Source organism: Paraburkholderia sp. RL17-368-BIF-A (assembly GCF_046054045.1).
Classification (GTDB): Bacteria; Pseudomonadota; Gammaproteobacteria; order Burkholderiales; family Burkholderiaceae; genus Paraburkholderia; species Paraburkholderia graminis.
On sequence record NZ_JARESN010000011.1, the window covers coordinates 107,930 to 122,009 of the forward strand.

9 protein-coding genes are annotated in these 14,080 nt (G+C 65.1%); 8 read left to right on the plus strand and 1 reads right to left on the minus strand.

The features are described from left to right. Positions 1-109: 109 nt before the first annotated feature. The 7 genes from pdxR to P0D87_RS20020 all read left to right on the plus strand — a co-directional run bounded on the left by pdxR (position 110) and on the right by P0D87_RS20020 (position 12,510). Positions 110-1,519 (plus strand): MocR-like pyridoxine biosynthesis transcription factor PdxR, encoded by a 1,410-nt coding sequence (pdxR, locus tag P0D87_RS19990; protein ID WP_053860809.1) that lies wholly within the window; start codon positions 110-112, stop codon positions 1,517-1,519. A gap of 916 nt (positions 1,520-2,435) precedes the next feature. Beyond that, positions 2,436-3,215 carry a response regulator transcription factor gene (locus tag P0D87_RS19995; protein WP_053859998.1) on the plus strand — a complete coding sequence of 260 codons (780 nt, stop codon included), beginning with the start codon at positions 2,436-2,438 and terminating at the stop codon, positions 3,213-3,215. Between the two features lie 84 nt (positions 3,216-3,299). Beyond that, entirely contained in the window at positions 3,300-5,699 is a 2,400-nt protein-coding gene (locus P0D87_RS20000; RefSeq protein ID WP_053859999.1) for a CHASE2 domain-containing protein, read from the plus strand. A 643-nt stretch (positions 5,700-6,342) separates the two neighbouring features. Beyond that, on the plus strand, positions 6,343-10,584 hold the full coding sequence (locus P0D87_RS20005) for a YadA-like family protein (RefSeq protein ID WP_053860000.1): 4,242 nt from the start codon (positions 6,343-6,345) through the stop codon (positions 10,582-10,584). Positions 10,585-10,628: 44 nt separating this feature from the next. Beyond that, positions 10,629-11,459, plus strand: coding sequence for an OmpA family protein (locus P0D87_RS20010; RefSeq protein ID WP_053860001.1), 831 nt, complete (start codon positions 10,629-10,631; stop codon positions 11,457-11,459). Positions 11,460-11,703: 244 nt separating this feature from the next. Beyond that, positions 11,704-12,108: a hypothetical protein gene (locus tag P0D87_RS20015; RefSeq protein WP_053860002.1), complete on the plus strand. Its 405-nt coding sequence runs from the start codon at positions 11,704-11,706 to the stop codon at positions 12,106-12,108. 93 nt (positions 12,109-12,201) lie between these two features. Beyond that, the gene (locus P0D87_RS20020; RefSeq protein WP_006049563.1) at positions 12,202-12,510 is read left to right on the plus strand and encodes a hypothetical protein; all 309 of its coding nucleotides are present in this window, start codon (positions 12,202-12,204) and stop codon (positions 12,508-12,510) included. A gap of 33 nt (positions 12,511-12,543) precedes the next feature. On the opposite strand, the gene P0D87_RS20025 is transcribed toward P0D87_RS20020, so the two are convergent. Beyond that, positions 12,544-13,428 carry an endonuclease/exonuclease/phosphatase family protein gene (locus P0D87_RS20025; RefSeq protein WP_053860003.1) on the minus strand — a complete coding sequence of 295 codons (885 nt, stop codon included), beginning with the start codon at positions 13,426-13,428 and terminating at the stop codon, positions 12,544-12,546. Positions 13,429-13,614: 186 nt separating this feature from the next. Here P0D87_RS20025 and P0D87_RS20030 point away from each other — a divergent pair, with 186 nt between their 5' ends. Further along, positions 13,615-14,070, plus strand: a complete 456-nt coding sequence (locus P0D87_RS20030; protein WP_408637007.1) for an SRPBCC family protein — start codon at positions 13,615-13,617, stop codon at positions 14,068-14,070. Positions 14,071-14,080 lie beyond the last annotated feature (10 nt).

The window sequence follows — 14,080 nt, forward strand, 5'->3', positions numbered from 1 at the left end:
TATCTCCCTATTGGGCTCACATTTCTACCTGCTATGGTGGGAATATTCTGTACCATCGATGGTACGAATAGAAGAACCAAGATTCCCCATTTTCGTGTGTACCAAGAACATGCATCCAGACCTGAAAATTCGGCTCGACCGGACAGCGAAGCTGCCCCTCGCAGAACAGATTCGTGCGAGCATTAGCAGGACCATAGAGGCCGGGCTGCTCGCACCCGGCACGCGGCTGCCCTCGTGGCAGGACCTGGCGGCGCAACTCGGTGTGGCGCGCGGTACGGTTCAAGCGGCCTATGAACGGTTATGCGACGCGCAGATGATCGAAACATTCGGGGCGGGCGGCACCCGCGTCGCCCCGCGGCCGCGCGTGGTGGCGACTCAGGCGCAAGCGCCGCAGCTCGGCGCCTTTATGCGGGCTTATGAGGAGATGAACGCCGGGCCAGCGATCTTTCAGCTCGGCATTCCGGCGTTTGAAGGTCTGCCCGAACAGCTTTTTGCGCGCGCGCGTTCTTCCAATCTGCTGAAGACCGGATGCTTGTCGTCGCTGCTCTATCCCGATCCGAGAGGGGAGTTCGAACTGCGCAGAGAGATTGCGGGCTATCTGTCCATCGCGAGGAACGTCCACTGCTACCCGGAGCAGATTTTTATCACTTCCGGATACAGCGCCGGCTTGGGCCTCGCACTGCGAGTGCTAGGTCTGGAAGGCAGAAAGGTCTGGATGGAAGAGCCCGGTTTCATGGTCACGCGCAAAGGCCTGGAGCTCGCGCGTTTGAACATAGTGCCGGTGCCGGTGGATGCAGAAGGCCTCAACGTAGGCTATGGCATTGAGAACGCCGCGGACGCCGCGTTAGCAGTCGTGACGCCTGGTCAACAAGCGCCACTCGGCTCGACGCTGTCGCTCAGGCGACGGCTTCAGCTGCTCGAATGGGCAGCCTCGAGCCACGCGTGGATCATCGAAGACGACTACCTCGGCGAGCTCCAACTGCAAGGCAGGCCGGCACCTGCGCTCGCGTCGCTGGACGAGGGCAAACGGGTCATTCACATCGGTTCGTTCAGCAAGACGATTAGCCCGGGGCTGCGGCTTGGATTTGTCGTCGCGCCGAACGAACTGGCCAACGCATTCGCCGAGGTCGCCGCAACGCTTGCCCCGGCGCCATCGCCAGTCATTCAGCTCGCCACAGCGCAATTCATGCGTGACGGTCACTACATCCGGCGCGTGCGCCGGCTCAAGCGTCTTTATTCCGCCCAGCGCGACGCGCTATGCGAGCAGTTAAGAATGCGCGACGCGGAGTGGGTCAATGCCGGCCTGGCAGTCCTTCTCCGACTCCCCGACGACGCGCCCGACGTGCGGATCGTTCGCGAAGCGATGACCGTCGGCATGGCGCCATCGCCGTTGTCCGTGTGGTTCGCGACTCCGTTGTGGACATTACCGGGGCTTTTGCTCGGCGTTGCGACGGCGCCTGAGCAGCACCTGGCCACGTCGTGTCAGCGACTCTTTGAGATCATCGACCGATATCGCTGATGAGATGCACACCGAAGCCGGGTACATGATAAATAATCGCCCTTCCCATTTGTTGTAATTCTCATACAGCGTTTAGAACGGGCAATTGACAGTTTTTGTAAATTAAGTAATTCGACGGCAAAAAAATATCAGTCGAAGCTTATCGCGCCATTCATTCAATTCGCACCGAAGATCGCCAATGCTGCTCCAAAAATGCCGAAACAATCCAGCCGGCCAGACGGTTTGCCATCACCGGCGGCTCTGCATCGGCGTCCGGTTGTTTAAAACACACGTCGGCCACGCACGCCCGCCACAACGTCATCTGGCGGTCACCAGGCCGATGCCAGGTAGTTGCTCGAGACCATTCAATCCTGCCCCGATTGTTAAATAAACAATACACGTCGTTATTCTGTGGATTTACGTAGACAAATAAATGGCCATATGCCAAAGTCCCGCCGAGCACTTGCCTTACCAACCGTTACAGCGCTGTGACGCGTGTTGCCGCATTGGACAAAAGATAGTGCTCGCAGAGTTTTCGAAAAGAGATACTGACGATTGTCGGAGAGTCCGTGCCACGCGGACGCACCGATAGCGCAACCGAACAAACCGAACTACCGAACAAGCGGCTTGGTGAGGGCACGGCAATATGAGCACCCAGAGGGTAACAGGCTGTCGATACGGCCAAAAACAGGTAGTCAATCTACTTCAATCAGCATTCCCACGCGCTCCTTGCGCCGGCCGCTGAGCAATTTTCGGCCTGCTACTTCGCGTCTCGATGCCAACGGTTAATGCCTCCTCGTATGTCGAGGACGGGTCTGCTGCGCCCGTGCTTGCACACCGTGTCGTGCAACGAGCATGCGTCGCGCAGATGCCGCCGGGTTTCAGCGCAACGACCGTGAAGGCCATGCCGCCCAAGTGCTAATGAAGGATGACACCCATGCGTGTGCTGATAGTCGAAGATGATCCCGTTCACGCGAAATCCGCGGCGCGGGTCGTGGAGCCCCTCGGGCACGAGATCGTCGAGGTGAGTGACGGCGAGCAGGCGGTCCGCCTGCTGCGCTCGGAGCCGTTCGACCTGGTGATTGTCGACTGGCTGCTGCCCAGAATGACCGGTTTCGAATTGCTTTACTGGATTCGCCGCACGCTCGGCGCATCGCCTACGGTGCTGTTCGTGACCAGCAAATCGCTCGAAGACGACGTCGTGCTCGCGATGGAAGCGGGCGCCGACGACTACCTGGTGAAGCCGTTTCGCGTCGCAGAACTGGTGTCGCGCGTGAACGCGCTGCTGAGGCGCGCAACGCGCGGCAACGAGCACGGCGGCCTCATCTGCGCGGGCGAGTATGTGCTCGATTCCGTGGAGCGCACCGTGTCGCTGCGCGGTCAACGCATCGAACTCACGCCGAAGGAATTCGATCTCATCGCGTTCTTCTTCAACAATCTGGGCAAGCTGTTATCGCGCAAGGTGGTGAGCATCAGCACGTGGGGGCGTGAACTCGATCCGGCTTCGCGTACGCTCGACACGCACATCTATCGCGTGCGTCAGAAGCTTGCCCTCGCACCTGAAAACGGACTGCGGCTGAGTTCCGTCTACACGCACGGTTATCGTCTCGAGGCCGTGCCGGCGCGCACGCTTCATCCCGCGGCGTCGAGCCATCATTCGCCTGCGCAACCAATGCAGGCGGCGCAGTGGGCGCCGGCCGGACTCGCCTATGAGTAAGCGGGCTAAGCGGCCGAAGCGGGCGGCCTGTGAGCGTGTCCGGCCAACTGGACAGCCGGTCAGCAATCTCGCGGGCGCACGCTGATGCACGCCGACGACAGTCCCGCGCCCGTCGACATGGCGCGTGAATGCCTCGCGCTCGGCGTGTTCCTCGTGCTCGTATGTGTGGCGTTGACGATGTCGGGCGTATTGCGCCGCGCCGATCTGTTCTTCTTCGACATCGCGCAGCCGCGCCTTCAAAGGCCGTCGCCGGCGAAGATCGTGCTGGCCGCCATCGACGACGCGAGCGTGCAGGCGCTCGGCGGATGGCCCGTGCCGCGCAAGGACTACGCCGCGCTCATCGATCGGTTGACCGCCGCCGGAGCCGCAGCCGTGGGACTCGACGTGGCCATGACCAACCACGGAAGGCTCCAGCCGGCCGGCGACCAACGACTCGCGGACGCGATGAAGCGCAATGGCCGCGTCGTGTTGCCGGTGGTGGTTGTCTCGGGCGACGCGGATACAGCCGGCATGCCGGAAGTCATCGAGCCCGTCGCGCCGATGGCCGAGGCGGCCTTTGCGCTTGCCGAAGCCAACGCCGCACCGGACGCCGACGGCGCCACGCGCAGTTTCTATCTGCAGGAAGGTCGACCGTCCGCCGTCTACGAGCACATGAGCGTGGCGCTGCTGCGTACCGGCGGTTTGTCTGTCGCGCGATGCGGCGAAGCGCCGGCACGCGAGGCTGGCCGCTGGTTCAGCGCGTGCCGCCGCTACGTGCCGCTCGGACGCGAGCGGTCCTACGCGTCGTATTCGTTCGTCGATATGCTCGAAGGCCGCGTGGCTTCGAGCGCGTTGAAGGACGCGGTCGTTATCGTCGGGCCGACGGCGAGCGCCGCCGACACGCATTTCGTCACGCCGGGCCGCGGACGGCATCTGCTGTCGGGCGTGGAGTTTCTCGCCGAAGCGACGAGTGCGCTCGCGAGCGGCTCGTTCGTGCGTGCAGCGCCGACAGCCGCTCAACTTCTGTTCAGTCTGTGCATGCTGCCGTTGCTGTGCGCCGCGCAGTTCACGTTAGGGCCGCGCCTGGGGTTGATCGCCGCCGCGGCGCTCGCACTCGCGGCGTGCGCCGTGTCGCTCGTGCTGCTCGACACCATGCACGTGTTCTTCTTTCCAGGCACCGCGGTGGCCGCCTGTCTCGTGGCCTATCCGGTCAGCGCATGGCGGCGGCAGGAGGCGCTATTACGCTATCTGAGCGAGGCGGCGGCGCGCGCAATGGCGGAGCCTGGCTTCCCCGGCGAGCCGCTCATACATCGACCCGCGATCGACCCGCTGCATCGCCGCGTCATGGTCATGAGCGCTGTCGTCGCGCGGTTGCGGCGTTCGGCGTCTTTCATCTCCGAGTGGATGAACAGCCTGCCCGAGGCGACGCTCGTGGTGGCGTCTTCGGGCGTCGTCATGCTCGCGAACCGGAAGGCCGTCGCGCTGTACGAGTCGGACTCGCACGCGCCAGACTCGCCGCGGCGTCCCGCGGGCCGGCTTGCGACGGATGTCGTGCGCGACATGACGGCCTCCGAGCATGCCGTCGAGTACGTCCAAAGAGCGCTGCAACGCCTTGCCGAGACCGCGCGTTCCGAGCCGGCTACTCGTGCCGCAAGTGAGAGCAGCGCAGCATCGCGCGTCGAATCTGCGGCACAGATGGACGGCATCGAAATTGTCGACGCAAAACGTCGTTCGCTGCTCATCAAGTGCGCGGTGGTGCCCGCGCTGCATGCACGCGACGCTGCGCTCATCTTTCATGTGGCCGACGTCACACCGATGCGCATTGCGGAACGTCAGCGCGACTCGGCGCTGCGCTTTCTGTCGCACGACATCCGCTCGCCGCAAGCCGCAATACTTGCGTTGATCGAGCAGCGTCGCCATGCGGGCGCCGATCTGCCGGAGTCACGCTTCGTGGAACTCGTGGGCCACTACGCGCAGTGGTCGCTCAGCCTCGCCGACCAGTTCCTGTTGCTCGCGCGTGCCGAAGGCCGGCCGCCCGCAGCGAGCACCGTCGACCTGGCCTTGCTGCTGGGCGACGCCGTCGACGATCTCTGGCCGCAGGCCAGCGCGAAGCAGACAGCCGTGCACCTCGCCGCCGAACCCGGCATGCTGGTAGTGGCCGATGCGCCGCTGCTGCGCCGGGCATTCGCCAATTTGATCGACAACGCCATCAAGTTCAGCCCGCGGAGCGCAACGGTCACTGTGACCGCCGGTGAGCGCGGAGAGCGCTGGGCCGTGACCGTCGCCGACACGGGCAGCAGCATACCGGCCGATCAGATACCCAACCTGTTCACGGAATTCTTCCGGCTTCCGTCGGATCATCCGGCGCCCGGACACGGGCTCGGGCTCGCCTTCGTCAAGCATGTAGTGGATACGCTCGGCGGGCACATTGAGGTCGAGAGCGAAGTGGGACACGGTTCCCTCTTCACGCTTCTATTGCCGAAAAAATCCGGCTCGCCTGAATAACAGTCATTCGCTGACGGCGCCAAATGCGCGCGCCGGCATTTCCTGAAGAATCTTCAATAGCTTTGAAAAACCTTTGCGACAAAGCGGGATCGCGCCGCGATATATGGCGCGGTACGCCAATTGCATCTTGCGCTTAAAGAATTCGCATTTCGACCGGTTCGAGAATTACGGATAAACAATCAGTCCGCATTAATCCGGCTGCACAAAAAAACGTCAAATGTGACATGCGCCGGCCTGTTTTTTGACTTTACCGACGCCCGGACAGGCAGGCGAGCCGTGACTGTCGGCATGCCCGTTCAACTTTGTCACATTTCAGTGACAATTGTTCAATATTGTCCGCTCTCTTTTCCATCGGCCTATCCCTTACTCTATGTTTCACCGGGTTCTCGCCTGATTCAGGTAACGGAATTACGACAACCAGCGCTTAAAAAATACGCAATCGATCGGATTGCCGGTATTTTTGCTCGCCCCTGTCTGACGTTATTCGTTCGACTCGAATTATTCGAGGCGAGGACCTCATTCGTCGATAACAAACGGTTATTTATTTAGCTCGGCAGACGTTTATCGCACTTATGCAGATTCAAGCTGCCATGAGTGCGTGATGCGTCTGTGTGGAACACGCCGCTTACAGGCAGGGAAATCTATGAATCGAACTTACCGCACTGTGTGGAACGCGGCGCTCGGCGCCTTCGTCGCCGCGTCCGAACTCGACCGGGCCAACGGCAAGGGCAAAGGCGCGTCTGCGGGCGTCGTCAATGTCTGCGCCGCCGATGCACGCAGCGACGCAACCGACGCGCGCAGCCGTGGTCGTGCCATGCCATCGCTTGCCGCGGCGGCGTTGGTGCTGCTGGGCAGCGGACTCGCCGCCCCGAGCGCGCATGCGCAGTTTGCGTTGGACGGCGGCAGCGCGAGCGGATCGACCAGTGCAATCGCAATCGGTATAGGGTCGACTGCCTCGCAGCAGAACTCCACGGCGTTGGGCAACCTGGCGATCGCCACGGGCATCTCTGCAAGTGCATTAGGACCTGGCGCGCTGGCTTCCGGAAACAATTCGACGGCCGTAGGTATTAACTCGACGGCGAGCACCACGGGCACCGTTGCGGTAGGGCTCGGCGCCGTTTCGTCGGGAGCCAGCGCCGTATCGATCGGCAGCACCAGTGTTGCGAGCGGCGTCAACAGTACTGCGACCGGCTATCTGTCCAGCGCAACGGCTCAAGGTGCTGCCGCTTACGGTACTTCGGCAGGCGCAACCGGGCTTAATTCCAGTGCGCTAGGACCCGGCGCCAAGGCGTCCGATACCAATAGCTCCGCGTTAGGATCGTTCGCCAACGCTTCCGGCGCGGCCGCTGTCGCGGCGGGCGCTGCCAACGCTTCGGGCGCCTCTTCGTTCGCGGGAGCGGCCGGGGCAACGGCATCGGGCGATCACGCGACGGCCCTCGGACCCTTGTCGACTGCGGCCGCCGGCACGTCGGTCGCCATCGGCAATCAGGCGATCACGACCACCGCGGGCGATGCCGGTGTCGCGGTCGGTTCGGGCGCGATGGTGAGCGGCGCATCCGGCGTCGCGGTCGGCGTGAACAGCGGCGCGTCGGGCACTGGGGCGATTGCGATCGGCGTGGGCGGCACCGCAGGTGTACCGGGCTCCGGCACGCAGGCCACCGGCAACTTCGCGATCTCGATGGGCAACAACACCATTGCGAGCGGCGCGTCGGCTCAAGCGTTCGGCAGCGGCGCGACGGCCAGCGGCAACAGTTCGGTTGCGGTGGGCGTCGGCGCGCTGACATCCGGACTGTCGAGCAGCGCCTTCGGCAATCTCGCGAGGGCGACCGGCACGTCGGCCGTCGCGCTCGGCGCGGGCGCGAATGCGACCGTCGACAACACGTCGGCGCTCGGTCTCAATGCGAGCGCCACGGCGACGTCCGCGACGGCGCTGGGTGCGGGCGTTCATGCAACGGCCCTGAACGCGACGGGCCTCGGCATCAACGCGCTCGCCACCGGCGTGCAGACCACGGCGCTGGGCGGCGCGACCACGGCAAGCGCCAACAACGCCACCGCGGTCGGCTATACGGCGGTCGCGTCGGCGGCAGGCGCAACGGCAATGGGCATCGGCTCACAGGCGCTTGCCACGATGACGGTCGCCTTCGGGGCCAACAACATCGTGGCGGCCGCGGCCGGCACCGGCGCCATTGCGGGCGGCCATAATTCGCAGGTCACGAGCGGCACGGGCGCGGTCGCACTCGGCGAAGCCCAGACGGCGAGCGGCAACGGCGCAGTGGCGATCGGCGATCCGAATTCGGCCATCGGCAACGGCGCCATCGCGATGGGCGCGAACAACACGTCCAATGGCCAGGGCGCGATCGCGCTCGGTAACGGAAACGTTGCGACCGGACAAGGCTCCGTCGCGCTCGGCAACGCGTCGCAGGCCAACAGCGCGGGCTCAGTTGCACTCGGCGATACGGCCGTCGTGCAGGCTGCCGCATCGCGCGGGCTCGCGCTCGGCTCGGGCGCCAACGCGAGCGTGGCCAACAGCGTCGCGCTGGGTGCGAGTTCCACGACGACCACGTCGACGCCCACCTCGGGCGCGACCATCGGCGGCGTGAGCTACTCGTTCGCCGGCGCGTCGCCTGCGGGCGTCGTGAGCGTGGGCGCGTTGGGTGCCGAGCGGCAAATCCAGAACGTGGCCGCGGGTCAGTTGAGCCAGTCCAGCACGGACGCCGTGAACGGCTCGCAGCTTTACGCGACCAACCAGCAGGTCACGGCCAACAGCACTGCCATCGACAACATCAACAACGGCGCGGGCATCAAGTACTTCCACGCCAATTCGACGCTGGCCGATTCTGTCGCCACGGGCACGGATGCGATCGCCGTGGGCGGCAACACGCAATCGACGGCGGCGAACGCCGTGGCCGTCGGCTCCAACGCTATCGCCAGTGTCGCGAACAGCGTGGCGCTGGGTGCGGGTTCCACCACCACGGCCGCCACGCCGACGTCGGGCGCGACCATTGGCGGCGTGAGCTACACCTTCGCCGGCGGCGCACCCGCAGGCGTCGTGAGTGTGGGCACGTCGGGCGCCACGCGGCAGATCCAGAACGTGGCCGCGGGCGAGTTGAGCCAGTCGAGCACGGACGCCGTGAACGGCTCGCAGCTCTACGCGACCAACCAGCAGGTGACGGCCAACAGTACCGCCATCGACAACATCAACAACGGCGCGGGCATCAAGTACTTCCACGCAAGCTCGACGCTCGCGGACAGCCTGGCGACGGGCACCGACAGCGTCGCCATCGGCCCGGCCGCGGTCTCGGCCGGCACCTCGAGTCTCGCCGCGGGCAATGGGGCCTCGGCGCAGAACGCCAACTCGCTTGCGCTCGGCACGCTGTCGAGCGTCACCGTCGACGACGGCGTGGCGATTGGTTCGGGCTCCGTATCAGATCGCGCCGTGCTCTCAGGCGTCGGCTCGATTGCCAACGGCACGCATTCGATTCCGTACAACACGTCGGATCGCACGCTGCTCGGTGCGGTGTCGCTCGGCAATGCGTCGACGAACACCTATCGCCAGCTCACCAATGTCGCGGACGGCACTGAAGCGCAGGACGCCGTCACCGTGCGTCAGCTTGCGGGCGCGTTGTCGTCGTTTGCCGTGACCGGGCAGTTGTACTTCCACGCGAACTCGACGGCGGCCGACTCGCTCGCCGTCGGCGCGGAGTCCATCGCGGTGGGCCCCACGACGGTCGTGAACGGCGACAACGGCGTGGGCATCGGCAACGGCGCAGTCGTGGATGCCACGGCGCCGGGCGGCGTGGCGATCGGCCAGGCATCGAGCGCCGCGCAGGCCGATGCGATCGCGCTCGGCAGCGGCAGCGTGGCGGGCGGCGCGCAGTCGATTGCGCAGGGCGCGAATTCGAGCGCGGCCAACGTCGGCAGCGTCGCGATCGGTTCGGGCGCGCGCAGCAGTGCCGTGGATGCCATCGCGTTTGGCTCGGGAGCCAGCGCGACGATGGCGAACAGCATCGCGCTCGGCGCCGGCTCGCTCACCACGGTCGGCGCGCTCAGCAACTACGTGGCGTATGGGTTGAGCAGCCCGCAATCGTCGGCGGGGGAAATCAACGTCGGCAACCGGCAAATCACGGGCCTGGCCCCTGGGCGCCTCGGCACCGACGCCGTGAATGTCTCGCAACTCGACGCCGTCGCTTCCCAGCTCACGACGCTCATCAACCAGAACACCACCAATAACGGCGGTGGCTATACGTCGACGCCGGGCACCGGCAACAGCACGGCGCCGTCGTCGACGGGCACGAACTCGTCCGCGGGCGGCTCCGGGGCCGTCGCCTCGGGCTCGAACAGCACGGCGGTCGGCAACGGCTCGCAGGCGACGGGCAACGGCTCGACGGTGGTGGGTACGGGCGCGACTTCGTCGGGCAGCGGATCGGCTGCAATCGGTGCGGGCAGCGACGACGGCGGCCGCTCGAACGTGGTTGCCGTGGGCTCCGCAGGTTCGACCCGCCAGGTCGTCAACGTCGCGGCGGGCACGGCGCCGACCGATGCCGTGAACGTCGGCCAGCTCAACGCGAGCGTGAGCAACGCGCTGTCACAGGCGAACAGCTACACGGACAGCCAGGTGGCCGGCCTGCGCAACAACCTCGACTCGTATCGCCGCGACGCGGACGGCGGCACCGCCACGGCGATGGCTGTAGCCGGCCTGCCGCAGCCGTCGGGGCCGGGCAAGAGCATGGTGTCGATTGCGGGCAGCGTGTATCGCGGTCAGTCGGGCCAGGCGCTCGGCGTTTCCACGATCTCGGAGAACAACCACTGGGTCTACAAGGCGGCCGTCTCGACGAACACGCGCGGCACCTACGGCGCCGTAATGGGCGCGGGCTATCAGTGGTAGGCGCGGAAGGCGCGGAAAGCGCACTAGCCGCAGTAGCCAAGCCGATGCGAAACCTCAAACAAGACAACAAGCGAATCATGAAATTACAACCAGCTATGCTGCTTTCGATGTGCCTCGCGGCTGCCGTCGTCATGCAGGGATGCGCGGTGCCGCAGACGCCGCCGAAGTTTCCGGACGCCACGTCCGCGTCGCCGGCCGGCGGCACGTTCGTGAACGTGGCGAACCTGCGCAACGTGAGTACCGGGCTCAACAAGGACCAGCTCTATGACCTGATCGGGCCGCCGCACTTTAACGAGTGGTTCGTGGGCAATCATGTCTGGAACTACCTGTTCGATTTCCGTCGCGGCGACCGGGTGGTGTCGTGTCAATATCAGGTGCAGTTCGACAAGAACATGCGCGTGAGGGCGACGTACTGGCGCGATCCACAGTGTGCGGACTTGATGAGCGACGCCGCACCGGTTGCGCCTGCTCCGGTCGCGGCGAAGCCGGCGGCGCTCGAACAGTTCACGTTCGAAGGCGAGGCGCTGTTTCCGTTCGGGAAATCGAGCCTCAATTCGATGCTGCCGCGCGGCCGCGCCGAACTGGACGCCGCGATCGAGAAAATCCGCAAGGAAGACGGCGTGACGCGCATCGACGTGGTGGGTCACACCGACCGTATCGGTTCCGACGAGAGCAACCGTGCGCTGTCGCAGGCGCGAGCCGAAACCGTGAAGGCGTATCTGGTGGCGCACGGCCTCGACGCTGAGCGCATTCGCGCTTCGGGCGCGGGATCGTCGCAGCCGGTTTCCCATTGCCCGCCGGGTGAAACGCCTGCCGTCATTGCTTGCCTGCAGAAAGACCGGCGGGTGACGATTGCGATTTACGGGCAGCGGTGAGGGTTGGTGGTTGGGGTTGCGGTTGTGTGCAGTGGGGGTAGTGTGGGAGCGGTTGTTCCGGTGACCGCTCGCCAGTACCCCGGATTTACGAAGTGCTCGGGCAGAGCCACCGCAATCAGGCAATTGAGCCGCGCCTTCGCAGGTTGGCTGGTCTTCTTCGATTAGTCGTCTCGCGGCCCCGCGTGTCGCATGGCAGCGTCTAAAATGGGTTTACCCCTGCCGTTCGGCCGCCCGGAGGCCGCTCATGAAAATCCGCCGACTCGCTGCGTCGCGCGCCAGAGTGCTTGTGAGTGCCACATGCCTGGCATCCCTGACATTCCACGCGTCCGCCAGCTACGGCGCACCTGCGGCCGACGCGAATCCATCGAACACCATAACAATCGTCGCAGGAACCTACGGCCGAAACTGCGGCCAGCAGGAGGGCAACGCCACGCTCGACCTCGCGCGTCGATGCAATGGCCGCACAGCCTGCACCTACATGCTGACCGGTGACGTCGCCGGTGGAGGCGTCCTGTCATGCCGCAGCGATCTGACAGCGCAATGGCAGTGCGGCGACGGCCAGACGCACGCCGCGGCGCTTGCGCCAGGCGCGGCGCCGGGCGACCGACTGCTGCTCGGTTGCCGCGAGTTTCCCGGCGCGGGTAAATGACGCGGAAGTCCCGCAACGCTGCCCCTTGCCCCGCCGGACGGCTTGGACCATCATGCTAGGATCGTCAGTGCCAGGGTGCTGGGGGGAAATATCATGGCTACATTCGGTATCGACGCTGTGCGCATCAACCCTTCGAACGACCGGATCACGCATGTGCGCTGGGCCACGGTCGACCCCGCCACGCGCAGCTGGTTGTCGCCGACCTCGATCGTCGAAGTCGCTCAGGTGGTGGCCGCGATCCGTCGCGGCGACGCTGTCTGGTCGCTCTTCACGCTCGGCGGCACGCGCTTTCTCGGGCCGAAAATCGTGGCCGTCTCCCACACCAACGGGCATGACGGAATCGACACCGACGTCCCCGACGGCCACATCGAAAAATGCATCGACGACCTGCCGCGCATCTAGCGCGCGGCCCGCGCTTTCGTCGTACGTTGCCGCTCAGCGCAGTTCGAGCCACATCGGCTGATGATCCGACGACCGGCTGTGCGCGTCGACCTCGCAGCACGCGACGCGCGGCGCAAGGTCTTCGGTGACGAACACGAAGTCGCAGGCAAACGGTCCGTCCGGCCATTGCTCGCGGTCGTACAGGCCGACCGTCGCGGCGCGTGCGTCGTTGCCGTGCGCGAGCGTCCACGCGTCGGCGAAAGCGGGCGCGCCGGCAATCGGCTCGAGCATCTTGCGATACGCGGCGCTTTCGAACGCGCTGTTGAAGTCGCCGCAGACGATTGCGCTCATCGGACGCCCCGTGTCGGCGAATGGGCTGTCCTGCTTCTCGGCGCGCGCCGGGCGGCGCGCGTGCCCGCATGCTTCCTGATGCAGCTCGCGCAGCCTCTCGACCTGCGCGAGCCGCTGTGTTTCCGAATAAAACTCCAGGTGCGTGCTGATCACGCGCAATGGTCCGACGTCGGTATCGATCACGGCCTCGAGCGCGACGCGCAGCATCGACGGCTTCGCGGGGTCGGCGGGCCACGGCAGCGAGTGGCGCAGCACCTGTCTGACCGGCAGACGCGTGACGATCGCGTTGCCGAACTGCCGCCGCTGCTTGCCGCCGCCGACGCCACCACCGACGCCCGGAAGGTCCGAGCCGATCGCGTCGACTACGGTCATGCCGGGCAGCAACGCGGCGAGTTCGGCGAACTGATCGGCGCTCGGCCCACCGGCCAGTCCGCCCATCTGCTGCGGCTCATGAAAGCCGCGCGTCACTTCCTGCACGCACATGATGTCGAAATCGCACAGCGCACGCGCCTCGCGCACGATGCGGGCGAGATCGACGCGGCCATCCACGCCGCGTCCCCACTGAATATTCCAGTCGACGAGCCGCATGAGATTCTCCTGCAAGAGCTGTGTTGGTAGTCTATCGCTCAGAGACGGGTCGAGCCGTCCGCGGTGTCCGGCCGACGTAACGGCACCCACAACGCGTGACGATTTTTATCGCGCATCGTGTCGATTCCGCTGCCGTCGAATCGTCGTAGCAGTGTGTCCAACTTCTCAACCGAAAGGCGGCTTACCATGACTACCGGAACCATCAAACTCCACCGCGTGCTGCGCGCGCCTGCCGAACGCGTTTATCGGGCGTTCCTCGAACCGGACGCGCTCGCGAAATGGCTGCCTCCGTATGGCTTTACTTGCCAGGTCCATCACTTCGACGGACACGTGGGCGGCACCTACAAGATGTCGTTTCGCAACTTCGGCACCGGCCACAGCCACTCGTTCGGCGGCGAGTACGTCGAACTCGTGCCGAACGAGAAAATCCGCTATACCGACCGCTTCGACGATCCTAATCTCCCCGGCGAAATGTCCGCGACGATCACCTTCCGCACGGTGCTGTGCGGCACCGACGTCTCGATTCTTCAGGAAGGCGTGCCCGAGGTGATTCCCGTGGAGATGTGCTACCTCGGCTGGCAGGAATCGCTGATGCAACTCGCGAAGCTGGTCGAACCCGAGATTCCGGCTGAGCCGGTTTGAGGGGCACGTC